Annotated in this window: 19 protein-coding genes; 9 read left to right on the plus strand and 10 right to left on the minus strand. The window is 66.3% G+C overall.

What is annotated here, in order from left to right; translation table 11 throughout:
• Window positions 1–2: 2 nt before the first annotated feature.
• Window positions 3–512, minus strand: coding sequence for a winged helix DNA-binding protein (locus RF701_RS05120; protein ID WP_308814305.1), 510 nt, complete (start codon window positions 510–512; stop codon window positions 3–5).
• Between the two features lie 101 nt (window positions 513–613).
• On the opposite strand from RF701_RS05120, the gene RF701_RS05125 reads away from it, so the two are divergent.
• Both RF701_RS05125 and RF701_RS05130 read left to right on the plus strand, forming a co-directional pair.
• Entirely contained in the window at window positions 614–4162 is a 3549-nt protein-coding gene (locus RF701_RS05125) for a hydantoinase B/oxoprolinase family protein (protein WP_308814306.1), read from the plus strand.
• Window positions 4163–4315: 153 nt separating this feature from the next.
• Window positions 4316–6268, plus strand: a complete 1953-nt coding sequence (locus tag RF701_RS05130; RefSeq protein ID WP_308814307.1) for a hypothetical protein — start codon at window positions 4316–4318, stop codon at window positions 6266–6268.
• Between the two features lie 74 nt (window positions 6269–6342).
• Here the strand turns inward: RF701_RS05130 and RF701_RS05135 are convergent, their stop codons facing one another.
• A complete protein-coding gene (locus tag RF701_RS05135) occupies window positions 6343–8691 on the minus strand; it encodes a DPP IV N-terminal domain-containing protein (RefSeq protein ID WP_308814308.1) in 2349 nt (782 codons plus the stop codon).
• Between the two features lie 419 nt (window positions 8692–9110).
• Here RF701_RS05135 and RF701_RS05140 point away from each other — a divergent pair, with 419 nt between their 5' ends.
• Window positions 9111–10403 carry an amidohydrolase family protein gene (locus RF701_RS05140; RefSeq protein ID WP_308814309.1) on the plus strand — a complete coding sequence of 431 codons (1293 nt, stop codon included), beginning with the start codon at window positions 9111–9113 and terminating at the stop codon, window positions 10401–10403.
• 134 nt (window positions 10404–10537) lie between these two features.
• Here RF701_RS05140 and RF701_RS05145 read toward each other — a convergent pair whose 3' ends face one another.
• Together RF701_RS05145 and RF701_RS05150 are read right to left on the minus strand one after the other, a co-directional pair.
• Complete coding sequence (locus RF701_RS05145; RefSeq protein ID WP_308814310.1) at window positions 10538–11353, minus strand: hypothetical protein; 816 nt, start codon at window positions 11351–11353, stop codon at window positions 10538–10540.
• Window positions 11354–11425: 72 nt separating this feature from the next.
• The gene (locus RF701_RS05150; protein WP_308815615.1) at window positions 11426–12613 is read right to left on the minus strand and encodes a S8 family serine peptidase; all 1188 of its coding nucleotides are present in this window, start codon (window positions 12611–12613) and stop codon (window positions 11426–11428) included.
• 120 nt (window positions 12614–12733) lie between these two features.
• Here RF701_RS05150 and RF701_RS05155 point away from each other — a divergent pair, with 120 nt between their 5' ends.
• Together RF701_RS05155 and RF701_RS05160 are read left to right on the plus strand one after the other, a co-directional pair.
• Window positions 12734–13225, plus strand: coding sequence for an RNA polymerase sigma factor (locus RF701_RS05155; RefSeq protein WP_246848250.1), 492 nt, complete (start codon window positions 12734–12736; stop codon window positions 13223–13225).
• Window positions 13222–13884: an anti-sigma factor gene (locus RF701_RS05160; protein WP_210358351.1), complete on the plus strand. Its 663-nt coding sequence runs from the start codon at window positions 13222–13224 to the stop codon at window positions 13882–13884. The genes RF701_RS05155 and RF701_RS05160 overlap by 4 nt, the downstream gene beginning before the upstream one ends.
• An 82-nt stretch (window positions 13885–13966) precedes the next feature.
• Here the strand turns inward: RF701_RS05160 and RF701_RS05165 are convergent, their stop codons facing one another.
• From RF701_RS05165 to RF701_RS05185, 5 genes are all read right to left on the minus strand, one after another.
• Window positions 13967–14752 carry a transporter gene (locus tag RF701_RS05165; RefSeq protein ID WP_210358350.1) on the minus strand — a complete coding sequence of 262 codons (786 nt, stop codon included), beginning with the start codon at window positions 14750–14752 and terminating at the stop codon, window positions 13967–13969.
• A 126-nt stretch (window positions 14753–14878) separates the two neighbouring features.
• Window positions 14879–15259: a low affinity iron permease family protein gene (locus RF701_RS05170; RefSeq protein WP_308814311.1), complete on the minus strand. Its 381-nt coding sequence runs from the start codon at window positions 15257–15259 to the stop codon at window positions 14879–14881.
• Window positions 15260–15291: 32 nt separating this feature from the next.
• Window positions 15292–15939 carry a hypothetical protein gene (locus RF701_RS05175; protein ID WP_210358348.1) on the minus strand — a complete coding sequence of 216 codons (648 nt, stop codon included), beginning with the start codon at window positions 15937–15939 and terminating at the stop codon, window positions 15292–15294.
• Between the two features lie 32 nt (window positions 15940–15971).
• Window positions 15972–16277 carry a hypothetical protein gene (locus RF701_RS05180; protein ID WP_210358347.1) on the minus strand — a complete coding sequence of 102 codons (306 nt, stop codon included), beginning with the start codon at window positions 16275–16277 and terminating at the stop codon, window positions 15972–15974.
• An 84-nt stretch (window positions 16278–16361) separates the two neighbouring features.
• A complete protein-coding gene (locus RF701_RS05185) occupies window positions 16362–16631 on the minus strand; it encodes a GlsB/YeaQ/YmgE family stress response membrane protein (protein WP_203310842.1) in 270 nt (89 codons plus the stop codon).
• Window positions 16632–16883: 252 nt separating this feature from the next.
• Here RF701_RS05185 and RF701_RS05190 point away from each other — a divergent pair, with 252 nt between their 5' ends.
• Both RF701_RS05190 and RF701_RS05195 read left to right on the plus strand, forming a co-directional pair.
• Window positions 16884–18296, plus strand: coding sequence for a PAS domain S-box protein (locus RF701_RS05190; RefSeq protein WP_308814312.1), 1413 nt, complete (start codon window positions 16884–16886; stop codon window positions 18294–18296).
• 299 nt (window positions 18297–18595) lie between these two features.
• Window positions 18596–19353 (plus strand): IS5 family transposase gene (locus tag RF701_RS05195; protein WP_096614366.1). Its coding sequence is split into 2 segments (ribosomal slippage): window positions 18596–18917 and window positions 18917–19353, totalling 759 coding nucleotides; the frame shifts between segments, so codons are not numbered across the junction.
• A gap of 484 nt (window positions 19354–19837) precedes the next feature.
• Here RF701_RS05195 and RF701_RS05200 read toward each other — a convergent pair.
• Entirely contained in the window at window positions 19838–21109 is a 1272-nt protein-coding gene (locus RF701_RS05200; RefSeq protein WP_308814313.1) for a DUF4062 domain-containing protein, read from the minus strand.
• Between the two features lie 578 nt (window positions 21110–21687).
• Between RF701_RS05200 and RF701_RS05205 the strand changes: the two genes are divergently transcribed.
• Entirely contained in the window at window positions 21688–22938 is a 1251-nt protein-coding gene (locus RF701_RS05205; protein WP_308814314.1) for an SIR2 family protein, read from the plus strand.
• The gene (locus RF701_RS05210; protein WP_308814315.1) at window positions 22931–24835 is read left to right on the plus strand and encodes an ATP-binding protein; all 1905 of its coding nucleotides are present in this window, start codon (window positions 22931–22933) and stop codon (window positions 24833–24835) included. The genes RF701_RS05205 and RF701_RS05210 overlap by 8 nt, the downstream gene beginning before the upstream one ends.

The raw sequence follows: 24835 nt of genomic DNA on the forward strand, positions 1-24835 counted from the left end.
CGCTACAGCGTGGCGGCGGCGCGCGCCGCCTGATTGTATTGGCCGGACAGGCGCCGCAACAACTCGGCCGCGGCAGACAGGGCCGGGCCGTCCGGACCGTCGGCGGCGACGGCCGTTGCCAGGACGCCTTCGCGGATGTCGCGATAGCGTGCGCAGAAGGAGCGTCCCGCATCGGTGGCGGACACCAGCTTCTCCTTGCCCGACCGCTGCGTGGCGACCAGTCCCGCCCGCTCCAGCTTGCGGATCGCATAGGTGATGAGATGCGTGTCCTCGACGTCCAGCACGAGGGCGATGTCGGCAAGCCGCTTGGCGCGGTCGCGATGCCGGACGGTGTGCAGGATCAGCACGTCCAAGGGCGCCAGCGCCAGACCCGCGGCCGACGCGCAGCGCGCGATCCACCGCTGATACGCCGCCGCCGCCAGTGTCAGGCTGAATTCGAGCTCCGAGAGCGCCGGCGTCGCGCCGTCCGCGAGATGCGCGGACGATACGATCGGCCGCCTGTCTTCCGCCATGCCGGCCTCCTCCGCATCAGGGTTGCGTTCTTTGCGAAGCGTGTCAATCCAAGCCACGTTTTATCGATAAATCGTATTTGAATCACCGGGAGAAGAACGCGATGGCAGGCTGGTCGTTCTGGGTCGATCGCGGCGGCACCTTCACCGACGTGGTGGCGCGTGCGCCCGACGGCACGCTGACCACCGCCAAGCTGCTGAGCGAGGCGCCGGAACGCTACGCCGACGCCGCCATTGCGGGCATCCGCGCGATCCTGGGCCTGGATGAGCAGGAGCCGTTGCCAGTCGACCGGATCGAAGAGGTCAAGATGGGCACGACCGTCGCCACCAACGCGCTGCTGGAACGCAAGGGCGCACGCACCCTGCTGGTCGTCGACGCGGGGTTCGCCGATCTCCTGACGATCGGCGACCAGACGCGGCCGCGCCTGTTCGACCTTGCGATCGATCGGCCGGCGCCGCTGTTCGACGGCGTGATCGAGATCGGAGGACGGATCGCGGCCGATGGTGCGCTCGTCCTGCCGCTGGACGAGGCCGAAACCGCCGCGCTGCTCGCCGCCCGTCGCGCGGAGGGGTTCGAGGCGGTGGCGATCGCCCTCACCCATGCATGGGCGCATGGCGAAACGGAGGCGCGCGTAGCGGCACTGGCGCGGATCGCCGGCTTCACCCAGATTTCGGCCAGCCATGCCGTCAGCCCGATGATCGGCCTGGTCACGCGGGGGCGAACGACCGTGGTCGACGCCTATCTGTCGCCCGTCCTGCGCCGCTACGTCGACCGCGTCGCCGACGCGCTGGGTCCGATTTCCCTGCATTTCATGCAGTCGAGCGGCGGCCTCGCGGAGGCGCGCGTCTTTCAGGGGAAAGACGCCATCCTGTCAGGACCGGCGGGCGGGGTCGTGGCGGCGGCACGCACCGCACAGGTCGCCGGCTTCGACCGCGTGATCGGTTTCGACATGGGCGGGACCTCGACCGACGTTGCGCTCTATGCCGGACGGTTCGAGCGCGTACTCGACGCGGAGGTCGCCGGCGTCGCGATGCGCGTTCCGATGATGGCGATCGACACCGTCGCGGCGGGCGGAGGATCGATCCTCCATTATGACGGGTCGCGATTTCGGGTCGGGCCCGACAGCGCGGGTGCGAACCCCGGCCCCGCCTGCTATCGCCGCGGCGGACCGCTGACGGTGACCGACGCCAACCTGCTCGTCGGCAAGATCCAGCCCGACCATTTTCCCGCCGTCTTCGGACCGTCCGGCGACCAGCCGCTCGATGGCGAGGCGCCGCGGCAGGCTTTCGCCGCGCTCGCCGGCGCGACGGGTGCCGACGACCCGCGTGCGGTGGCGGAGGGGTTCCTGGACGTCGCCGTCGCCAACATGGCGGCCGCGATCAAGCGCGTCGCGCTGGAGCGAGGCGAGGACGTGGCTGATTTCGCGCTCCAGTGTTTCGGCGGAGCGGGTGGCCAGCATGCCTGCCGCGTTGCCGAAGTGCTGGGGATGCGCACGGTCCTGATCCACCCGCTTGCGGGCGTGCTCTCCGCCTATGGCATGGGCCTCGCCGACCGGGTTGCGATCCGGCAGCGTTCGGTGGAGCGGCCGCTCGGCGAGGCGCTGGACGACATCGTCGCGACGCTAGGCAATGCCGCGGCGGCGGAGGTCGGCGCCGACGCGGAGCGGGTTGCGACCGTGCACCTCCGCTACGCGGGGACGGATACGGCACTACCCGTCGCCTGGGCCGCGACGGACGTCATGCGCCTCGCGTTCGAAGAGTCGCATCGGGCGCGCTTCGGCTTCGTCAGTCCCGACCGGCCCATCGTCATCGAGAGCGTGATGGTGGAGGCGGTCGTGGCCGGCGAGCGGGCAACGCCGCTGCCGCTACCGCCGCGTGACGGCCCGATGCCGGCACCGCTCGCACACGTCACCGTGTGGACCGGAGGGGAGGAACACAGCACGCCGATCCACGACCGGGCGGCACTGCGGCCCGGCGACCGGATCCATGGGCCGGCCCTGATCCGCGAAACGATCGCGACCACCATGGTCGAGCCGGGCTGGCTTCTCTGCGTCGGCACGGGCGGCGAACTGCGGCTGACGCATGATGCAGGCGACAGGCAGCGCGTCCCCGACCCGCTCACCGTCGACCCGGTACGGCTCGAACTGTTCAACACCCGCTTCATGGGCATCGCGGAGCGGATGGGGGTCGTGCTGCGCAACACGGCGAGCAGCGTCAACATGAAGGAGCGGCTCGATTTCTCCTGCGCGCTGTTCGATGACCAAGGACGGTTGGTCGCCAACGCCCCGCACGTCCCGGTCCACCTTGGCGCAATGGGAGAAAGCGTCCGCGCGGTCATCGCGGCGCGGGGCGATACGCTCAGGCCGGGCGACGTCGTCGCGCTCAACAATCCGTTCAACGGCGGGACGCACCTGCCCGACGTGACGGTGATCGCGCCCGTCTTCGACGAGGAAGGCAGGGACATCCGTTTCTTCGTCGCAAACCGGGGTCATCATGCCGACATCGGCGGGCTGACGCCGGGATCGACGCCGCCCCTATCCCGCACGCTCGAGGAGGAGGGCGTCGTCATCGACGACTTCCTCCTCGTTGACGGCGGCACGATGCGCGAGGCCGCGTTCCGTGACCTCCTGGCCAAGGCGCGTTTTCCCGCGCGCAGTCCCGACACCAACGTCGCCGACATCAAGGCGCAGCTCGCCGCCAATGCGACCGGCATCGCCGAGCTGAAGGCGCTGGTCGCGGCCAGCGGCTGGCCGATCGTGCGTGCCTATATGGGCCATGTCATGGACCATGCGGAGGAGAGCATCCGCCGCGTCCTGTCCCGGCTGGAGGACGGGACGTTCACCTACCCCATGGACGACGGCACGTGCTTGAGGGTCGCGGTCACCATCGATCGCGACGCGCGCGCGGCGACGATCGACTTCACCGGAACCGGCCCGGCGCGCGACGGCAATTTCAACGCGCCGCCCGCGGTGACAAGGGCCGTCGTCCTCTATGCCTTCCGCTGCCTGATAGGCGAGGACCTGCCGCTCAACGAGGGCTGCCTCGCCCCGCTCACCATCGTCATACCCGCCGACAGCTTCCTCGCGCCCCCGCCCGGCAGCGCCGTCGTTGCCGGCAATACCGAGGTGAGCCAGGCCGTGTGCAACGCCTTGCTCGGGGCGCTGGGCGCCTGTTCCGCGTCGCAGGGGACGATGAACAACTTCCTGTTCGGCAACGCGCGCCACCAATATTACGAGACAATCTGCGGCGGGACCGGTGCCGGACCGGGGTTCCACGGCGCATCGGCGGTGCATAGCCACATGACGAACACGCGGATCACCGATCCGGAGATTCTCGAGCTTCGCTATCCCGTCAGGCTGGATCGCTTTTCCCTGCGACGCGGCTCCGGCGGCGGCGGGCGTTTCCGCGGCGGCGACGGTGTCATCCGCGCGCTCACCGCGCTGGAGCCGCTGACCGCCACGATCGTCGCCTCGCGTCGCACCGTGGCGCCGTTCGGCCTGGCGGGCGGAGCGGACGGCGCCGTCGGTCGGCAGCGCTTGGAACGACGGGGCGGCACGCATCGGGAACTCGACGGCGTGGCGCAGATCGAGTGGGCGGCCGGCGACCGCATCGTCATCGAAACTCCCGGTGGCGGCGGCTTCGGCGGCGGTTGAGCGGCTTCGGCGGGGTCGCCGCGGGCCGGGCACTCGACGCCCATCCGGCAACGGCCGCGCCGTCACCGGCGCCCCCAGAATGTCATTTGCCGGATCCGCCGATACCGGTACCATCCCGTCGTCCGGATCGCGATATCCAGAAAGGCTTGGGACATGGTACGCTCGAGTTTCGTCTTCGCCGCCATGCTGGCCGCGGCCCTTGGCGCACCCGCGCAGGCGCAGGATCATCCGCCGGCGAAGGACGCGAGCCGCGCGGCCAGGGACAGGGACAGGGACAGGGACATCATCGTCACGGGCACGCGGTCGAGGCTCAGCAACTGGAGGCAGGCGGATACCGATCATGTCTCGCTGATCGGCGACGGGTCCGAGGCCGAGCTGTCGCGCATCGCCCGCAACGTGGAGCGGTTGCACTGGCTGCTTTCGGGCCTCTTCGGGCGCAGCGATCAGGCCGACGACGTCGTCAGGATACGCATCACCCTGATCGGCGATACGGCGGAATTTTCCGCCATGGACCTGCAGAACACGCGGTGGCAGCAAGGTCCTTTCAACGACCTGTTCCAGGTCACCCGCTATTACGACCCGCGCGAGGACGGCGCCGTCATGGCGACGACGCGGGTCGACCAGCGCACGGTGATCGAGCGAACGCCGATCAACCTGCGGTCCATCCAGAGCGCGGTCTCTTCCCTGGCGATGACGGCGACGCCGCCGACGACCGGCGCGCCGGACGCCGGGGGCGCCAATGCGATGGGCGCGCTGGCACAGCAGTCCGCCCTGATCGGCGACTTCGCGGCGGCGGGGCTGCGTGGCCCTCACGACCTGACGGTGACGGTCAACGCCAGATCGATCGACGTGCCGGCGACGAGCATGATCTACGCGGGCTACGCCCAGCATTTCCTGATGACGTACTTCCCGGCGGCCTATCCACGCTGGTACCTCGACGGTTTCGGCCAGATCTTCGCGTCCTTCGCGCTGCAGGGTCAGAACCAGCTCATCTTCGGCCGCTCGCCCGCGGGTGCCGGCGCGGTATTCGACGAATTCGGCGGCTATCCGCTCGGCAAGGTGCTCGACGACAGCTATCTGGCGGAACAGCCCCGCAAGACGGGATGGACGCCGATCCACGCCTGGCTCCTGACGCATTACCTGCTGTTTTCCGATACGCGACGGCCGCAGCTCAACCGCTATCTGGCGATGCGCGCCAATGGTGCAGACGCGGCGGAGGCGGCGACAGTATTCGGCGATCAGAAACAGCTCGCGGCGGAGATCCGCAAGTACATGTTCGCGCGCAAGCCCTATGAGCAGGTGGTCTACACCCCCACCAAGGACGATGCGCCCTTCGTCCGACGCCTGACCGAGGGAGAGGCGGCGTTCGTCAAGGGGCGGCTGGAGCTCGGGTCGCGCATCGCCATTCCCGACGCGCCGCAGCCGGGTACGCCCCCCGGCCTCGCCCAGGCGATCGAGAAGGAGCGCGCCAGGGCGCTGGCGGGCCGCGACCGGTGGCTGGCGCGATTGCGCACGACGGCAACCCGGTGGCCGAACGAAGTGGGCGCGCACCTGCTGCTCGCCGAGGCGGAGTGCAAGAGCGACCGTGCGCCGGAGTGCCTCGCGGCGGCGGAGCGGGCTCGCACCCTCGCGCCCGAGGCCGCCGCACCGATGGCGTGGCAGGGCATGGCGCTGGTGCTCGAAGCCGCGCAGGCGCCGGCCGACCAGCGACCGGCGCTGATCGCGCGCGCGCGGAGCGCCATCGCGGCGGCGAACCGGATCGACGGCGAGGCGATCGAGCCGCTGCTCGCCTATCATGCCAGCTTCGCGCAGATCGGCGCCACGCCGCCGACCCGCGCGCTCGACGCCCTGCAGAAGGTGATGACGGAGGTGCCGAATGCCCCCGCCCCCCGGCTCAAGCTCGCATCCGGTCTGGTCGGCGTCGGCAATATGGCGGCGGCGCGCACCGTAATCCTGCCCGTGGCGGCGGGCGCCTACGACAGTCCGGAACGGCCGACAGCGCGCGCGTTGCTGCAGGCGACGGCCGCGCCGGCGATCGGGCACCCCTCGCCCGGCGCCGACACGCCCGGCAACGGCGATGCGCCGAACCGCCCCGCCGCGCCCTGATCAGCGGACGGGTCGGAGCGCTTTCACCCTAACCCGGCGGCCGGACAGGGATCCAGCCGCCGCTTCACGCACGGTCACCTGACTGCGCCCGGCCCGACGATTTTGTATTCCTTGGGCGGCGTCGCCCCCATGAGGTTCTCGACGAAATAGTCCCAGCGCCGCCGCATCATGTAGCTGGAGGTATCGCCATAGCCGTGATGCGCGCGCGGAAAGAGAATGAGGTCGAAGTCCTTGTTCGCCTTTTCCAGCGCGTCGACGACGAGCAGCGTCGAAGACACCGGCACATTGTCGTCGAGCAGTCCGTGCGCCAGCAGCAGCTTGCCCTTCAGGTTCTTGGCAAGATCCTGATTGGCCTGCAGGTCGTAGTTCGACGTCTTGCCATCGCTGGTCAGCAGACCGAGATATTTCTCGTAATAATCGTCTTCGTAGTTCCGGTTGTCGTGATTGCCGCTCTCGGCGATCCCGACCTTGAAGAAGTCGGGAAACCGGAACATCGCCGCGGCGGTCGCATTGCCGCCCCCCGAATGGCCCCAGATGCCGACGCGATCGAGGTCCAGCCACTGATGTTGCGTGGCGAGATCCTTGATCCCGGTAACCTGGTCGGGAACGGCCTGCTCGCCCATGTCGCGATAGTAGAAATCCTGGAACGCCTTCGACCGGCGCGGCGTACCCAGCGCGTCGATCTCCACCACCGCGAAGCCGAGCTGCGCGAGCGCGTTCGCGTCGCCCATCGACGGGGAAAACTGGCGAGAGGCGATCGTCCCGATGAACGGTCCCGGATAGATATAGTCGATCACCGGGTATTTCCGTTGCGGATCGAGCTGCGCCGGCTTGAAGAGCAGGCCATAGCAGAGCGTCCGGCCGTCGCTGCACCGCACGGCGATATTCTCCGGCGGCTGCCATCCCGCGTTGCGCAGACGCGTCGCGTCGCCCTTCGCCAGTTGCTCCACCACCGATCCGTCCGCCCGTCGTAGCACCGCGCTCTGCGGCTGTTGGGGGGTGGAATAGATGTCGACGAAATATCGACCGTCGTCCGACGGCACCGCGATATGGTCCTGCTTCTCCGGCGTCAGCAGCTTCGGCTTGCCGCCGTTCAGATCGACCGCGTAGATGCTCCGGTAATAGGGATCGACACCGGGCTCCCGCCCGACGCCGGCGATCAGCATCCGTCCGCTGCGTTCGTCGATATGGACCGGATGATCGACGTTCCACCGGCCCTCAGTCACCTGCCGCACCAGCTTGCCGCTCGCCGCGTCGTACAGATAGTAATGGCCCCAGTCGTCGCGCTGCGACCACCACAGGATCTGGCCGCGCTCCGACAGATAGCGCCAGTTGATCCCCTCGTCATTGTAGCCGCTGTCGAACCAGGTCGGCACGGTCTCGGCGAACACGTCGCGCACTGTGCCGGTGCTCGCATCGGCGATCCGCATCGTCTCCACCTTGTGGTCGCGCGACGTCGAGACGAAGGCGAGCGTCCGGGCATCCTTCGCCCATTGCATGTCCTGCGGTCCCTCCCCGCATACCACGTCGTCGCACAGCGACGAACGGTGCAGGTCCGCCGGCATCTTGAGGCGGAGGACGCGTCCATCGTCGACGTCGACGATCACCCGCTGGATGTGGATGATCTCCTTGTCCCCGACGAAGGGATATTTCCATGTGTCCACGCGCGAATGGCCGACCTGCGTCGTGGTCGTCGAGAAATCGGCCACGGCGCGCTGATCCTGCTGAAAGGTCGCGACCTTCCGAGAATCGGGTGACCAGATGACGATCGGCTGGTCGGAATGCTTCCAGCCCGCGTTGTCGGTCGCATAGCCGAAATCCTTGACGCCGTCCCTCGTCAGCTGCCGCTCCGCCCCGCTGGCCACGTCGCGAACCCACAGGTTCCAGTCGCGCAGGAAGACCGCACGCTTGCCGTCCGGAGAGAGCACCGCCGCCGCCGCCGCACCCCGCTGTACGAGATAGCCGGCGATCTGCCCGGCGTGCAGCGCGGGAAGCTTGGTACAGACATAGGGGCGAGCCAGCCCGCAATCATACCGCTCGCCCCCGATCGACACGATCGCGCTGGTCTTGGCGGCGTTCGGTTCCAGGTTTTCGAAGCCGAGCTTGGTCGCATCCCGCTCCTTCAGGCCGGCGGCATTGAGCGACGCCAGCAGCCCAAGGGTCTCGAATGCCGGCGCCTTCGTGCCAGCGACCGCATCGCCCAGCATGATCGTCGGCACGCCGTGATCGCTATCCACGTACCAGAAGCGCCGCGCGTCGATCCAATGCGCCGAGCGCACCGCATGATCGACGAGGGGCGCCGTCCACGGTGCCAGCTGATGGTTTGCGCGGGTGTAATCCGCGGCGGTCACCTGCGGCTTGTCCTGCGCGGCGGCCGACCCGGCGATCATGACGGCACATAGGCAACTGGCGATCAAACGCATCGGGCGGCTTTCGACAAGAGGGGATCGGACGGCCCGCGCGTGGACGAACAAAGGGGTTCCTGAATCCCGCCGCTCCCCATACGCGATCCCGCCGCGGCAGGTACGATCTACGGTCATTATGCAGACCACGGCGGCGATCACAATAGCTTGGCGGGCAAGGTCTGCTGGCGCCGCCGAACGCCGTCGGCGACGGCTGCGGGGACCGGGAACTCCGATGCGCCCTGGCCGATCCTCCCATGCGCCGGCGGCCGTGCGATCCCGCCAAGGCCGGGTTCGCGCACGCGGCCGGGACCGCTTTGCAGGAAGACGCCGCCGGCCGCCCCACGCCGTGATCGTAACGGTTGATCGGCAACGCCTTATGCTGTCACGGTGACGCGGTGCGCGATCGAATCGGGTGGCGCATGTTCGAGGGGGTCCACATGCTCAAATCCGTTGCCGCCGCCGTCCTCGCGCTCTGCGCATCCGCAGCGGGAGCGGAGACCTACGCGATCCAGGCCGGTCGCTTGATCATCGACGCATCGGCGCCCGCACGCGGCCCTTCCACCGTCATCGTGACGGACGGCCGCATCACGCGCGTCGAGACCGGCGCGGTCGCGCCCGCCGGCGCCACGATCGTCGACCTGCGCAACAAGACGGTCATGCCCGGGCTGATCGACGTCCACGTCCACCTGACCAGCGACGCCAATTTGCCCTGGTACGAGACGCTGCGACCCAAATATTCGGATAGCTACGCCGCGGTCACCGGCGTCAAGAACGCGCTGATCACGGCGCGGGCCGGTTTCACCACCGTGCGGGACGTCGGATCGAGCGGTACGTCCGCCATCGCGGTACGCGACGCGATCCGCGACGGCAGCGTGCCGGGACCGCGGATGGAAGTGTCCGGCCAGCCGCTGTCGATGATCGGCGGCCATGCCGATCCCGCCGTCGGGCTTTCGCCGACGCTTCGCGACGCGCTGGAGGCCACGCCGGAGATGTTCACGGTCTGCACGGGCACGGAAGAATGCAGCAAGGCGGTCCGCCGCCTGGGGGCGCAGGGCGTCGACGTCATCAAGTTCATGGCGACGGGCGGCGTGCTCGATCCCGGCGATATCGGCCTGGAGCAGCATTTCTCCGACGCCGAGATGAAGGCGATCATCGATACCGCCCACGCGCTCCACCTGAAGGTCGCGGCGCATGCGCACGGCGCCAAGGGCATCGATGCCGCGGTACGTGCGGGCGTCGACTCGATCGAGCACGGCACCTTCGTCGATGCCACCGGCATCGCCGACATGAAGACGCGCGGCACCTTCTACGTTGGGACCTTGCTGGCCTTCCGCGGCGCGGTGCAGATGGTCGGCAAGGGCCTGCTGCAGCCGTCGAGCGAGAAGAAGGCGCGGCAGGCGTTCGAAGCCTGGGGCGTCGGCCTCAATCGCGCCTACAAGGCCGGGGTGAAGATCGCGCTGGGTACCGACGCCGGCGTCTTCCCGCATGGCCAGAATGCGCAGGAGATCGGCCTGATGGTGACGAAGGGCGGCATGACGCCGCGCGACGCACTGATCGCCGCGACGAAGGGCGGGGCCGAACTGATGGGCCTGACCGCAGAGACGGGGACGCTCGACAATGGCAAGAGCGCCGACCTGATCGCCGTCGACGGCGATCCGCTGACCGATGCCGATGCTGTGACGCACGTGTCCTACGTCATGGTGATGGGAAAGCCGATCCCGATGAAGTGACCCGCCTCCTCAGGCAGGCGGGAGCTGAAGCGTCGGAGCTCAGCCTGACCTAGGGGACGTCGTGTCGAGGATCCGCCGGCCGTCGGCTGTAGACCGACGGCCGGAAAGACCCCCTTACCCTGCGTTGCCCGGGGTCACTGCGCCTGCTGATCCTTGGCGCTACGGGCGACCTCAGCCTTGCCCATCTGGGAGACGAGGACATCGCCTGATCCGCTGAAGTTGCCGGCGGGCAGGCTGGCGAGCCGGTTGCCGACGGCGACCGTCACCGCCTCGACCGCGCCGCTGGCCGTGGTGCGGACCGATTGAACCGTTCCGATCACGCGCCCGCGTGCATCCGCGACGTTCATGCCGCGTGTGATGGTGAAACTCCCCGCCCCCTCCGCGGCGGCGCTGCCGGCCAAGGCCAGCTGCCCGGTGCCAAGTCCACCCGCCGCGCTGCTGCCTCCTGCCGCGCCGCCGCCGGCTGCGAGCGTCTGTCCGGCTGCCGTCCGGGCGCCGTTCATCACCGTGCCACCGACGCTGCGCACCTGCGACACCGCGCCGCGGGTAGCGGCGACGCCGCTGCGCGCCGCGCCTGTCAGCGCATCCGTCCCGACGAGCTGTGCATCCGCCGAGCCGCCCGTGGAGCCGGTCGCGCCGGCGGAACCGCTGGCCGAACGTCCGCCGAGACCCGTGGCGCCGTGCAGCGCCGATGCTCCCGACGCGTTGCCGGAAGCGCTTGCCCGTCCGCTACGGGTGTCGATGCTGCGCTGTGCCTGCAGCGAGCCGCTCGACGCGGCCGCGCCGGTGGCGCGTCCCATCGTGTCACCGAGCATTCCGCCGGCGCTGCCGGAGCCCGCACCGCCCAGAGCGCCGCCAAGCATGCCGCCACCGGCACCGCCCAGCAGCTGCGCCGAGGCGGGCGCTACGGTCATCAGGCAGAGGGCCGTGCCGATCAGCCACTTGATCATGTCATTCTCCTTCAGCTGTTGCGTGTCTGATCGGAGAACGGATGCGCCGATGCGTTTAATCCCGAAAAATATTCAGCGAGGCTGCGTGCGGCAATCGCCACATACGACACCGCGTCCATAGCGGGGACCGAGCGGTCGCGCCGCGCGATCGACGGACTCCAGTGCCGCCGCGCGACGGCCAGGGTCGGCCGATTGATAGACCCGGGCGAGCGTCGCCGCGACGAGCGGCGCGGCGAACGACGTCCCGCGTACGGCGACGGTCCCTCCGTCCGCTGCCGACGCCATCATGTCCGCGCCGGGTGCGGCATAATCGAGATGCGTGGCGCGCCCCGCTTCGATCAGGACGCGGTTGCGGGCGTCGACCCCGGTCACCGCGACGACCCCCGGATAGGATGCGGGAAAGCTCGGCGGCGACGCCGGGCCGTCGTTGCCGACCGGCGCCACGATCAGCATGCCCCTGGCCTGCGCCGCCGCGACGACGCGGGCGAGCAGCGGATTGGCAGGGCCGACGAGACTGACGTTCACGACGGGGACGCCCCGTGCGGCCAGCCAGACCAGCGCCTTTGCGATGGCGGTCGCGTTGCCGCCGGCCGGATCGGCACCGTAAACATCCGCCACGACGAGCCGGGCTCCCGGTGCGGCGCCACGGATCGGTCCCCTGCCCGCGATCAGCGAGGCCACCGCGCTCCCATGGGCGCTGGGCCTTGGGGCGCCGGTCGCAAACCCGCGCTGATCGGGCGCGTCGGCGACGCCGCCGTCGATCACGCCGACTTGAAGCGCGGCCCCGCTCGGGCCGGCCGCCCGGGCAGGGACGATGGGCGCGGCCGCGATGGCGCCGCTTTCGACGTGCAATTGATCGGCCGCGACGTCGCTGGCGCCGAGCCCGCGCAGATCGCGGATCGCCGCCGCGAGACTGCGACCGGGCGGGACCGCCAGCCGGGTAAAGCGCACGCCGAGCAGGTCTCCGCTCTCGATCTCGCGATAACCTTGCCGGGTCGCGGCGGCGACCAGCGCCGCATCGGGGTCGGTCAGGACCAGCTCGCCGGCACGCGCCGGAAACCCTTGCGGGTCTTTCGCGATCCGATCGGGATAGCGGCGGACCAACTCGGCGACACGGTCGATCCGCAAGGCCTCCAGCGCGCGGGCGCCGCGCTCAGGAATGCCTGCGGCGGTATCCGCGACCGGACCGAGCGCCGGCGCCAGCTCACCGATACGCGGCATCGCGGGCAGCAACTGGGCCGCCGCCGTGCCGGCGCCCACCAACAACGTCGCCGCCAGGAGGGACGCTAGTCTCGCTTTCATCGCCAGGAATATGTCATCATGGGGATGAAACGGCCACCCGCATCCGTTTCATCCGCCATCAAGGACATCGGAGCGACATTGGCGAGGTTCGAGGACGAATTGCTGGCGATCCTGCCGCGCCTGCGGCGCTTTGCCCGCTCGCTGTCGCGCGACGCCGCTGACGGTGACGATCTGTGCCAGATTGCGATCGAAAAGGCATTGAACGCACGCGACCAATGGCAACCGGGAACGAGGATGGACAGCTGGATGTATCGCATCGCGCGCAATGCCTGGATCGACCAGGGCCGCGCCCGCACCCGGGCCGCGCAGACCTTCCTGCCCGAAGAGGCCGGGGTCGCGATCGGCGACGACGGTGCCCGCGCGATCGAGGCGCGGCTGGAACTGGCCCTGGTACAGCGCGCGATGACGGAGCTGCCCGATGAACAGCGGGAGGCGGTGGCGCTCGTCCTCGTCGAGGGGCTCGCCTATAAGGAAGCGGCAGCCGTGCTCGACGTGCCGATGGGTACGCTGACGTCGCGCCTCGTCCGCGGACGACAGGCCCTGCTCGCGCGGATGGGAGAAGCGGCATGACGATCGACGATTCGCTGCTGATGGCCTATGCCGATGGCGAGCTCGATCCCATCGCCGCGAAACGCGTCGAGCAGGCGATGGCGAACGATCCCGCGCTCGAGCGTCGCGTGGCGGACCATCGCGCGCTGCGCGACCGGATGGCCCGCGCCTTCTCGCCGATCGCGGAGGAGCCGGTGCCCGATCGCTTCGCCGCGCTGCTGACCGATAACGTCGTCTCACTGCCGCCGCGTCGCTCCCGTATCGCACGCTGGTGGCCGGCCGGAGCGGTGGCTGCCGGGCTGGCGCTCGCGCTCGGACTGGCGGCGCCGTGGCGGCAATCGCCCGGCAGCGGCGATCATGCCGGCGGCGCGCTCGGCGAGGCGCTCGACACGCGCCTCGCAGCGACCGACGGCGATCCTCGGGTGCTGGTGAGCTTCCGTAATCAGCAGGGCGCCTATTGCCGAGTCTTCGCGGGCCGCGCGCGGGACGGCATCGCCTGCCGCGACGGCGAAGGCTGGCGGTTGGTGAGGACCACACCGGGGAGCCGTGCGGCGGGGACCGATTATCGCCAGGCAGCCTCGGGCGACGCGGCCCTGCTGAACGCGGCGCAGGCAATGATGGCCGGCGACCCGCTCGATGCCGCCGGCGAGATCAGGGCACGGCAGCGCGGCTGGCGGTGAGCATCGTCTGACCCGGGGCCTGATTCACCTCCATGAAAGCGGGACCGGCATCGCTCCCGATCCAACCCTGGCGGATCGTCCTCTAGAGGCGGACGCCGATCCGCATGCCCGCGCTCGCGGCCGGCGCGCTGCGGCTTACCCCGGTGCTGCCCTGCACGCCCAGCGACAGGCGTGATGACAGGTTCGTCTCCAGGCCGACCGCGACGTCCTGCCGGTCTCCTGTCGTCTCGGTAACGCGCGATGCGTGATCGAAGTAGAGGCTGACCTCGCTCGTCCGCCCGACGCGAAGCGCCACGCCCCCTTTGGCGGTCGTGACATTCTCCAGCCGATAGTTGGCGGGCTGGCCCGTAACGGTATAGCCGAGCGCGGCAAAGGGCGTCACCTTGCCGGGCCGCGCTGCTTCCATCGTCACCGCAAAGTCGGCCTTGCCCGTCCCGAGGCCGCGAGCGGACGACGCCGTCGGCAGCTTGGCGCTGCCCGTCACAGCGAGTGCGACATGATGCCGGCGCGGCTCGACCAACTGGACCGACGCCCCGACGACGGCGTCGCCAACCCCGCCGCGCCGCACGCGCGTCGCGGGGCGCGCGGGATCGATCAGGATCGGCAGGCCAAGAAGGCCGCCCGTCGAGACGACATTGCCGGGTGCATCGACGTGGACGACGGGAAGACTGGCAAAGGTGCTCACCCGCTTTCGTCTGACCCGCAGTCCGATGGCGGCGCTCGACGTCGTGATCCGCGCCCCAGTGCCATAGCTGCCGCTGCTATGATCTGCGCCGACCGACGCGATGACCTGCGCCGCCGCCGGCTCGGCGGCACCCAGGCCGACCGCCATCACCGACAGAAACATGGCTCCAGCGATCCGCTGCATTCCTCGTCCCCCGATTCCAACCATCCTGTGGCGGGAACGACGGGGATCGTGGTTTTAATCCGGCGAAAACATTCGATCGGCCGCTTCCCCGCCACGGGCTGTATTCTTGCGAGGCGCCCCTCACCCCTATCCTTCGTCGGTTGCGCCACGAAGCGTGAGCTCGTCCTCGGCGGCCTCGCCCGTCCGCCGCAGCGCGTCCAATTCCTCCGTCGACTTCGTCTCGATACCCGCCACTTCGTTGCGGGCACCCTGAATGGCGTAGACCAGCTCGTCGATCTTGAGGTGCAGCGCCTGCTCGGAGCGACGCTGCCCGTTCAGCACCATCTGGGTGAGGGTGATCGACAGCACCGACAGGATCAGGGTCAGTGCGTTCTCGCCGGCCGCGCCCGCCGCCAGAAACCAGATCGCGCAGAAAAGCGCGACCAGGACGATCGAAGCGGGGTGGCCGAACAGGTCCGCGCCACGCCCGCAGATGCGGCAGCCCAGGTTGTAGAGTTTACGTCCCACCTTCCACCCTCGGCTGCCGCAACGCCCTCGTCCTAGAGGACGCGGTCGCCGTGCGTTGAGAGGGACGCGCGATCGCGCTCCACCTCGTCGCGCGTATAGGCAGGGGCGGAGGCGTCGAACGCGCTCCATCCTTGCGCGCGATAGGCGGCGCCGCGCGCGCCCGGGTCGACGGAACGATAGGTGTCGAGGATCGCCTCCACCTGTCCCGGCGCGGAATCGTCGGTGCGCACGCTGACCAGCGTCCCCCCGCGACGAACGCCTTCCGAATAGACGTTGGCGTCCTCGTCGCTATGGCCCGCGTTCTTGAGCGCGCCGACGATGCTGCCCGTCGCCGCGCCGCCCGCCGCACCGATCCCGGCGCCCGCCGCGGTGGCAGCGAGCCAGCCTGCCGCGACGATCGGGCCGAGACCGGGAATGGCCAACAGCCCCAGACCGGCAAGCAGGCCGCCGGCCCCGCCCAGGACCGCGCCGGTCGACGTGCCCCGGCTGACGTCGCCATGGTCGTTGACGCCTTCGTGCACAGCATCGGCGCGCGCGCCGTCGCCGGTCTGGTGGCGGCCGTCGGCATTGTTGGCGACGATGCTGATGTCGTCGCGCGCTACGCCATGGCTCTCGAGCGCCGCGACGGCGGCGTTGGCGTCCGCATAATCGTCATACAGGCGCGTGATCGTCCTGGTCATGATCTGTCTCCTGGTTGGCTGTTCGGCCCGCTTCAGCGGGTGGTGATATTGCCCTTGTAATCGAGCATCACGGTCGCCTTGGCGCCGTTCTTGATCGCGGTGCCCTGCCAGACGCCGTTGCGATCCTTGGTCAGGGCGCTGACGCCGCTGAAGCCCGCCTTTTCGAGGCGACCGCGTGCCTGCGCCTCGGTGAACGAATTGCGACCCTTCGCCGGCGCCGCCACGTCATGGGCGGTGGGGTGTTTCAACGCCGGGTTGTGCGATCCGTGCGCGCTCTGTGCGGACGCGCCCGCCGCAAGGGACGCCGCGACGAGTGCGGCGATGACGTGCCTGTGCATTGTGACCTCCTTGGTCGTAGGTCGCCGCCCGCCGTCCGCCGCACGCGTCGTGCGGACGGGAACCGGAAGGGAGCGACGGAATGTTCAGCGGACGGTGCCGCGGCGAAAGAGATTGACGATCCCCAGCAGGACCACCGCGCCCAGCAGCGACACGAGGATGGACGGCAGGCTGATGACACCGCTGGTGATGGGCGCGCCGCCGATCAGCGGCGTCAGCAGGAAGCCGGCGAGCATGGCACCGACGATCCCGACCACCACGTTGAGGAAGATCCCCTGCTGACCATCGGTCCGCATGATGATGCTGGCGACCCAGCCGATCAGCCCCCCGACGACGAGTAGAATTACCAAGCCCATGACATCCTCCAAGGACGAACCGGCGGAATTGCCGATCATCGTCTCTGCGGGCGTTCAACCGTCGGCGGGACCGTGGCGTTCATTCGGCATCAACAGGCGCGCGAGGCGGCCTGGTCATTCCGTCACGATGGGCTTGGTACTTCCGTCACGTCCGGGCCGGAACCCGAAGCGTTGCCGGGGGCTTGAAGCCGCATGAGCCAGCGACATCCGCATGCGTCCCACGCGCCCACCCTGCGTCATCTGGAACAGCTAATGGCGGGGCTTACCGTCGGCGTCATCCTCGTCGATCCGTCCGGTGCGATCGTCGGCACCAACGCGGCGGCGCTGGCGATGCATGGCGTGACGCAGGCCGACGCGCTCGGCGCGACGGCGGACGATTATTGCCAGCGTTTCTGCCTGCGCTATCGCAACCACCAGCGCCTCGCCCGGCGTGACTATCCAATCATGCGGATGCTGGCGGGCGAGAACTTCCCGGACGTCGTCGTCGAGGTGGCGCCGGTCGGCGTCAACGAGCCACGCTGGACGCATATGGTGCACGACGTCGTGATGGACGTCGATGGCGGCGATCCGGATTATCTGGCGCTCGTCATCCAGGACGTGTCCGAGCGCTACGACGCGGAGGCGCGGTTCGAGGCGATGTTCCAGGCCAATCCCGCCCCGGCCCTGATCCTGCGCCTCGCCGACCAACGCTTCCTCCGGGCGAACTCGGGTTTCGCCGAACTTTGCGGATGCTCGCGGGATTCGATCGAGGGACGCCATCTTCGCGACTTGGACATCCTGGCCCATACCGAGCGTCATTCTCTCGTCGCCGAGCGGCTACAGCATGGCCTGACCATTCCGCAGGTCGAGGCGGAATTGCCGCTGCCCGACGGGTCCTTGCGGCTGGTCATCCTGGCCGGTCAGCCGATCGAGGTCGGCGATCAGCGCTGCATGCTCTTCACCTTCGCCGATCTGGAACCGCGCCGGCTCGCGCAACGCGCACTGGCGTCGAGCGAGCATCGCGCCGCGACGATGTTCCGGCTCGCGCCCGGCGGAATGGTGGTCACCGCCCTGCCCGACCACCGCATCGTCGAGGTCAACGAAGCCTTTCTGCGCCTGACCGGGCGGGGCACGCACGAGCTGATCGGGCGCGATGCGGACGAGATCCAGTTGTGGAACGACGCTTCGCAGCGAGAGGAGGTCGAGCGCGAGTTGGATCGGCGTGGCGGCATACGCACGCTCGACGTCCGGTTGCGGCCGGCCACGGGATCGCCGATCGACTGCCTCGTCTCCGCGGAGGTCATCGACGTGCGCGGCGACCGCTGCGCCCTATGGCTTTACCAGGACGTGACCGAGCGCCGGCATGGCGAGCTCGAACTGGTCGAGGCCATCGATGCGGTGATGAAGGACGCGAGCTGGTTCAGCCGTTCCATCATGGACAAGCTCGCGACCTTGCGCGGCGGTGGAGACGCGGAGCGGCATCCTCCGCTCGATCTCAGCAAGCGCGAGCGGGAGGTGCTCGAGCTGATCTGCCAAGGCGCCGACGACAAGGCGATCGCGGACCGGCTCGGACTGACTGGCAATACGGTGCGGAACCATGTGTCGCGGCTGTATGCGAAGATCGGCGTCAACCGGCGCAGCGCGGCGGTGATCTGGGCACGCGAACGCGGCATCGGCATCCGCTGAACGGCAACGTCCGCTCTGTCGCCCTGGAGGCTTGCGCCCTCTCGCGTGCATCGAGGATGCGGCAGGCAAAGGACCGTTGGTTTGCCCTCCCGAGGAAGGGATGAGCACGGGATTTGCATTTTTTGATGATGGTTATGCCGCGCACGGATCGCGTCAAGAAAGGCAGGGCTGAGTGCCGGATGGGGTGTAGAGCGCTTATCAGCGCCGCTACACAAATAGCCGCGGAGTCGTTGGATTAGGGTCAGGACCCATTGATGTGGGAGGCGCGATCTGATTCAGGCTCCGTGAGGAGAGAGTGGATGAGCGACCTGTACTGGCTGACGGATGAGCAGATGGCGCGTCTGCAACCGTTCTTTCCCAAGAGCCATGGCAAGCCTCGGGTCGATGATCGGCGGGTGCTCAGCGGCATCATTTTCGTCAATCGCAACGGGCTACGCTGGTGTGATGCACCGAAGGACTATGGGCCGCACAAGACGCTCTACAATCGCTGGAAGCGGTGGAGCGAGAGGGGTATTTTCCTGCGAATGATGGAAGGTCTCGCGGCAGCGGAGGCCGTGCCGAAGACCGTCATGATCGACGCGACCTACCTGAAGGCACACCGCACGGCATCGAGTCTGCGGGTAAAAAAGGGGATCTCGGCCGTCTGATCGGCCGCACGAAAGGCGGCATGAACACCAAACTGCACGCCGTCAGCGATGCGGACGGGCGGCCCTTGAGCTTCTTCATGACCGCCGGGCAGGTCAGCGACTACACCGGCGCGGCAGCCTTGCTCGACGATCTGCCGAAAGCACAGTGGCTGCTTGGCGACCGTGGTTATGATGCCGATTGGTTCAGAGACGCCCTGGAAGCCAAAGGCATCCAGCCCTGCATCCCGGGCCGCAGATCGCGCAACGAGCCGGTCAGATACGACAAGCGCCGCTACCGGCGCCGCAGCCGCATCGAGATCATGTTCGGCCGTCTGAAGGATTGGCGCCGCGTCGCAACTCGCTACGACCGCTGCCCAACCGTCTTCTTCTCTGCCGTCGCCCTCGCGGCCACCGTCATCTTCTGGCTATGACCAATGAGTCCTGACCCTAGCTTGGCTGGGGCGGCAGGATTCCCATCCCAGCAAAACTGCTAGCTAAGTACTTGATTCCACTAGCGCGCAGGTACCGCCTGCACACACCATTGCTACAGTGCATTGGCACAATTTTCAATCATGATTTGGGCGGTGTTTATGGGTGCTGTCAGGAGTCAGTTTTCCGGAGCAGGCAACCAAAATGATTGCCAGTCGTCAACCAAGCTATTGCGCGCCATCATAACCGCCGGGCGCCAATCGGCACATGCATGGCGGGTAGACCCACTTGCAGACATTCCCGAGCGGCTTTCCGCTCTTCCACATCGGCCATTCGTTCTGCTGGCTGGAACGGCGGGTGTTTTGGACCGATTACTTTCGAACGACACTGGGGGGGATGGTCACCGGAGACATGACGAAGGCGGAGGAGCGATGTTGGCCGATACGCGCGCGTGCAGTCGTTTAATTTGCTGCGCGCTTCATGCGCTTACCTAGCCAAAAAGTCGTTCGCCGTCGCGATCACAGGATCTATCCCGTACGTCTCCAGTCGGACCGAGTCGAGTTCATCGAGATGGGGACTCACATACAGCCCGGGGAGCTTCAGATTACGCGTCGATAACAGCCGTTGACTCGTGATATCTCGAACCGAGTGACCGATCACTATGACACCATGGGTTTGCAGGAGTTTGTTGACTGCGTTCCAAAACGGTTCTGCCGTTGCAGCCCTCGCGGCATCCTCATGCGTCAGGACGAGAGTGTCAGGATCGTCGATCGAGCCGTCGATTTTATAGATCATGACCGGCGCAACATCAGGCAACGGGCGATGAGGCGTCGCCACAGCATATTTCCTACCGAGGGCTGCACACGCTCGCTCGAAAAGGAGATCATAGTTCGTGGTCAGGATCGTGGAAAAAGACTGCGCGGCGCGGAAGTGGGCTGGCGTCGGATTGACGGGTATCGGAGTGTCGAGCAGTTCGCGAACCACTTCAAGCAGCTCAGAACGACCCAACCGCCTTTCTGCAAAGGACGCGATTTCCGCGAATGAATGTCGCGCGAGCATCTCCGGCCCATTCATGCTTAATCCAAGTCTCTTGCCCAGCACGTCTGCCAAGGAGCTTGCTGTTGGATACCCGGCCGATATCGAAAAGCCGGCACCGGCCAACAGTAGGGCTTCTGCGAGGCGAGTCGCGCCGGCGGGCTCCGGCGGCACCGTCGCAGGTTCGTAGGTCAGCTTACTCCCGGCTGAGTTGACCTGCCGAACGGCACGCTTCAAGTAAGTATCTTGGAAGACGTCCAATAATGCTTTCCGAACCTTTCGGGCAAGATCCAGGGCGAGATCAAATTCGGCGCGAAAATGGCCGTCCTTCCACTCTCCGATTTGCTTCCGGAAAGTATCTCGTCGGACGGCGTCCTCGCTTGTTGAGTCGGTGCCGTACTTAAGCCTCTTCACAAATGGCAATACCGGCAGGCCGGAGATCCGCGCGAGATCAACCTCGAGATGAGTTACGGACTTACCTGAACCGGCCCCAGCTCCGCTAGTGGGCACCCAGCCATACCGGTCACCCATTAGGAGGACAAAGATATGCGAACTTGCAATTTCGTCCGCGAGAAGATCCCAGCTTGTAGCACCATTCGGCAGAAGTCCTTCAGCGTTCACCGGCTCGAGACCGAGATCTGCGATCTGCTCTACCACGGCCTGCCGCTCGTTCGCCAAATCCTCCATGGTGCTGCTGAGGAAAACACGGACCTTACCCGGCATACTTCGTTCTACCCTAAGCTCAGCGGTGCAGGCCGCGTTGATGTCCCATCCATGACTACGCGGCAGACAGCCCGTCAAATGGAAACTCGCGCCTCAGTAGCGACATACGCAGCTCATCAAACCGTTTCCTCTTTGAAGAGGACCCAGAAACGAACGTTCTGGCCGCCCCGCTCGATTCTCAGCTTCGGTCGCCCATTCATGTTGACTGTCTGGTGGCCGTAAGAGACGTGTCGACGACGCGGAACGGTGAAGCGTAATAAATTGCTGCCGTTCGCATGCAGCAATTTGAATGGCAGCTGTTATCGGAAGCTATCGTTCAACGCTCTCCCAACCGGTATCGCAAAACGACATAAGAGGGCCACGGAGCAGACTGGCCGCTTCGTTGATCGCGAAAGGACCGCCCACCGGTTCGACCGTGCCAAAGTCAAGCAGACCGTTTCGAATGACCTGCGCGAGCCAGCGGCGACCGGTTAGACCAACAAGGCTGGATTCGGAACCGGAACGGTGGAATTCAGCGCGCGCGTCTCGACTTTTGACCCCATGCATGATGAATAGGAAGCCGACACTAGGGGGATATTGTGACCTATCACGACGCGTCGAGGCAACTCGACTACATTCGCCAGTCGCTGTCGCAGAACAAGAAACATGTTGGTTTCTTCATCGGCGCAGGGTGCCCGCTGGCCGTCCGTGTCGAGCGCCAGCTCGAAGGTGGGCAAACCGTCAACGAACCGATCATTCCGGACGTTGCCGGCCTCACCAACATGATTGCCGCGAAGCTCAAAACACCGGCCGGCGGCAAAGAGAGCCTGTACGACCGCCTGGCAAAGCTGTTTGTCGAGGACGAAAAGGCGCAGTTCAATATCGAAGATGCGTTATCGATGATCCGCTCGATGTCGCAAGTCGCAGGCAAGGGCTCGGTGCGCGGATTCAACGCAGCGGAGCTTGAACAGCTCGACCGGTCGATCTGCGAGATCATCTCCGACATTGTCGACAGAAATCTTCCGACCAAAGAAGGTCCTTATCACGACCTGGCGATATGGGCACGGTCGCTGTCCCGCGACAAACCCGTGCACATTTTCACCACCAACTACGATTTGCTGATGGAAGAAGCGCTCGAGGACGCGAGCGCACCCTATTTCGACGGGTTCATCGGATCACGAAATGCGTTCTTCGATCTCGGCGCGGTCGAGAACGAAAAACTAATTGGTCCGCGCTGGCTCAGGCTCTGGAAGATACATGGGTCGATCAACTGGAAACTGAAGCCCTCGCAGAATGCCGCGGCTGGATCGGTCATCCGTTCAGAAAAGATCGAACCTGGTCAGAAGCACTTGATCTATCCGTCGCATCTGAAGTTCGATCAAAGCCGGAAGATGCCGTATCTGGCTCTGATGGATCGATTGAAGGATTTTATCAGCTGCCCCTCTGCGATTCTATTTATGTCTGGATATTCGTTCAGCGACGATCACATCAACGATATCATCGTGAGCAGCCTCAAGAACAATCCGACCGCGATGGTGCACGCCTTTCTCTTCGGCTCGTTGGGAGGCGCAGGCTATGCCAAGGCCATCACATGCGGGCAGCAGACCCCCAATCTCGTGATCGCTGCGCAGGACGAGGCTATCATCGGCCGCCGGCGAGCGGGCTGGATTAGCGTCGGCGTGTCGGAGCCAGGTGGGCTGGCGCAGGAGGTCATTCACCTTCTTGGCGTGGAAACCGACGAGAATGAGGGCCGAATTCCCTGTCAGCTCAACCTTGGCGATTTTGCGAATCTGGGCTTACTGCTGCGGTCGCTGAGCCGCGACGAACTGCAAAGCACAGCTCATGAATAGCGTGTCGCCAACCCTCATCGGAACTGTTCAGGATGTTAATGGCACTTCGGTCAGTGTTGCGCTGACCGGCGCACAGCTTTCGGGCCTGACCTTCGTCGATGGTCAGGGATATCGAATCGGCCAGATCGGTAGCTTCGTACGCATCCCGGTCGGCTATGCCGATCTGTTCGGCATTGTTTCGCAAGTCGGCGCAAGCGCCATTCCCGAGACTTTGGCGGACAACGGAGGCGCCGGATATCGCTGGCTCAAGGTCCAGCTCATCGGAGAGGGTTCAGCCGGTGGTCAGTTTCGGCGCGGTATCTCGCAATATCCAACTATCGATGACGACGTCCATCTGGTGTCGCAACGCGATCTCGAGCGGATCTACGGACGGCGCGGTAAGCAGCATCACCTCGTGAAGGTCGGCCACATCGCGGGATCTCAGTCGATCGACGCGCTCGTAGATATCAACAAACTAGTCACTCGGCACAGCGCGGTGGTGGGGACGACGGGCTCGGGAAAATCAACCACCGTAGCCAGCGTCGTACGATGCCTGTCGTCGTCGAAAAACTATCCGTCGTCGCGTATCTTGATCCTCGACATCCATGGCGAATATCAGGCCGCGTTTGCGGATCGTGCTCATGTCTACAAGGTCAACATTGACGCCAGCAAGACAGATCAGGAACGGCTGTGCCTGCCGTTCTGGGCGATGGAATTTGACGAACTGATGAGCCTCACCTTCGGATCCTTTCCGGCGGATTCGAAGGCCAGAAATCTCATCATGGAGCGCATCATCGCAGCGAAGGTCGCGACGGTCGAAGCGGATGAGGACAGCGACATCGACCCAGAGGCGGTGAACGCCGATTCGCCCATTCCGTTCGATATCAAGAAGCTGTGGTACGATCTGTATTGCCAGGAGTTCGGCACCTATTTCTCCGGTAAGGGCAAACTCCCGGTCGAGGAAAACTGGGCATACAAGCTTGATGCACAGGGCCAGCCGATCAAGGGTGACGCTTCAAAGGGCCTCCCTCCGCGCTTTCGCGAGGTCAAAAGCGTGGCGGGCGACGACGAGAAGATAAACTATCTGCCCGAGGCCTTAAACATACGTGCGCAGCTCGAGGCGTTCGGTGCTAAGCTGCGTATCCCCCGGTATAATTTCTTTCTGCGACCTGGCGCATGGGATCCCGATCCGGAGGGAAAGACCGATGAGACGTTGGCAAGGCTGATCAAAGGGTGGATCGGGTCGGACCGGCCGGTCACCATTCTCGACCTGTCAGGCGTTCCGAGCGCAATCACCAACGACGTGATCGGTATTCTCCTTCGGCTGATATACGACTGCCTCTTCTGGGCGCGTCACCTGTCGCAGGGCGGCCGCGAGCGCCCGCTGCTGCTGGTGCTCGAGGAGGCCCATACCTACCTCAATGGTGACATCGGCGGGCGTGCTTCAACCGTGGTGCAGCGCATCGTCAAGGAAGGAAGAAAATACGGAATTGGTGCGATGATCGTCAGCCAGCGCCCCTCCGAGATCAATTCGACGATTCTGTCGCAATGCGGCACCTTCTTTGCGTTGCGCCTGTCCAACGGCAACGACCGGTCGAAGATCACGGGCGCAATTTCCGAGAATCTCGAAGGTCTCACTAGTATGTTGCCCATCCTGCGTACGGGTGAGGCGATCATTCTTGGCGAAGGCGTCGGCATCCCAATGCGCACGATGATTGAGCCACCGCCGAAGGACAAGCGACCCGACAGCGCCGACCCGGTGGTGTGCGACGAAACAAGCCCCGAAGACTCGATGGTTCCCGGTGGCTGGGGTATCCCGATGGAGGCAGATCCTAACTATGAGGAAGTCGTTGCGTTGTGGCGGCAGCAGACCCCGTTCACATCCGCATTGGTCAATCTCGATGAAGCGCAAGGATAA

This window comes from Sphingomonas sp. GV3 (genome assembly GCF_031082075.1).
Lineage (GTDB): Bacteria > Pseudomonadota > Alphaproteobacteria > Sphingomonadales > Sphingomonadaceae > Sphingomonas > Sphingomonas beigongshangi.

Bases quoted from the DNA above. Each gene is read 5' to 3' on its own strand.
- RF701_RS05120 (WP_308814305.1), bottom strand. From the start codon at position 512: ATGGCGGAAGACAGGCGGCCGATCGTATCGTCCGCGCATCTCGCGGAC.
- RF701_RS05125 (WP_308814306.1), top strand. From the start codon at position 614: ATGGCAGGCTGGTCGTTCTGGGTCGATCGCGGCGGCACCTTCACCGAC.
- RF701_RS05130 (WP_308814307.1), top strand. From the start codon at position 4,316: ATGGTACGCTCGAGTTTCGTCTTCGCCGCCATGCTGGCCGCGGCCCTT.
- RF701_RS05135 (WP_308814308.1), bottom strand. From the start codon at position 8,691: ATGCGTTTGATCGCCAGTTGCCTATGTGCCGTCATGATCGCCGGGTCG.
- RF701_RS05140 (WP_308814309.1), top strand. From the start codon at position 9,111: ATGCTCAAATCCGTTGCCGCCGCCGTCCTCGCGCTCTGCGCATCCGCA.
- RF701_RS05145 (WP_308814310.1), bottom strand. From the start codon at position 11,353: ATGATCAAGTGGCTGATCGGCACGGCCCTCTGCCTGATGACCGTAGCG.
- RF701_RS05160 (WP_210358351.1), top strand. From the start codon at position 13,222: ATGACGATCGACGATTCGCTGCTGATGGCCTATGCCGATGGCGAGCTC.
- RF701_RS05165 (WP_210358350.1), bottom strand. From the start codon at position 14,752: ATGCAGCGGATCGCTGGAGCCATGTTTCTGTCGGTGATGGCGGTCGGC.
- RF701_RS05175 (WP_210358348.1), bottom strand. From the start codon at position 15,939: ATGACCAGGACGATCACGCGCCTGTATGACGATTATGCGGACGCCAAC.
- RF701_RS05180 (WP_210358347.1), bottom strand. From the start codon at position 16,277: ATGCACAGGCACGTCATCGCCGCACTCGTCGCGGCGTCCCTTGCGGCG.
- RF701_RS05185 (WP_203310842.1), bottom strand. From the start codon at position 16,631: ATGGGCTTGGTAATTCTACTCGTCGTCGGGGGGCTGATCGGCTGGGTC.
- RF701_RS05190 (WP_308814312.1), top strand. From the start codon at position 16,884: ATGGCGGGGCTTACCGTCGGCGTCATCCTCGTCGATCCGTCCGGTGCG.
- RF701_RS05200 (WP_308814313.1), bottom strand. From the start codon at position 21,109: ATGCCGGGTAAGGTCCGTGTTTTCCTCAGCAGCACCATGGAGGATTTG.
- RF701_RS05210 (WP_308814315.1), top strand. From the start codon at position 22,931: ATGAATAGCGTGTCGCCAACCCTCATCGGAACTGTTCAGGATGTTAAT.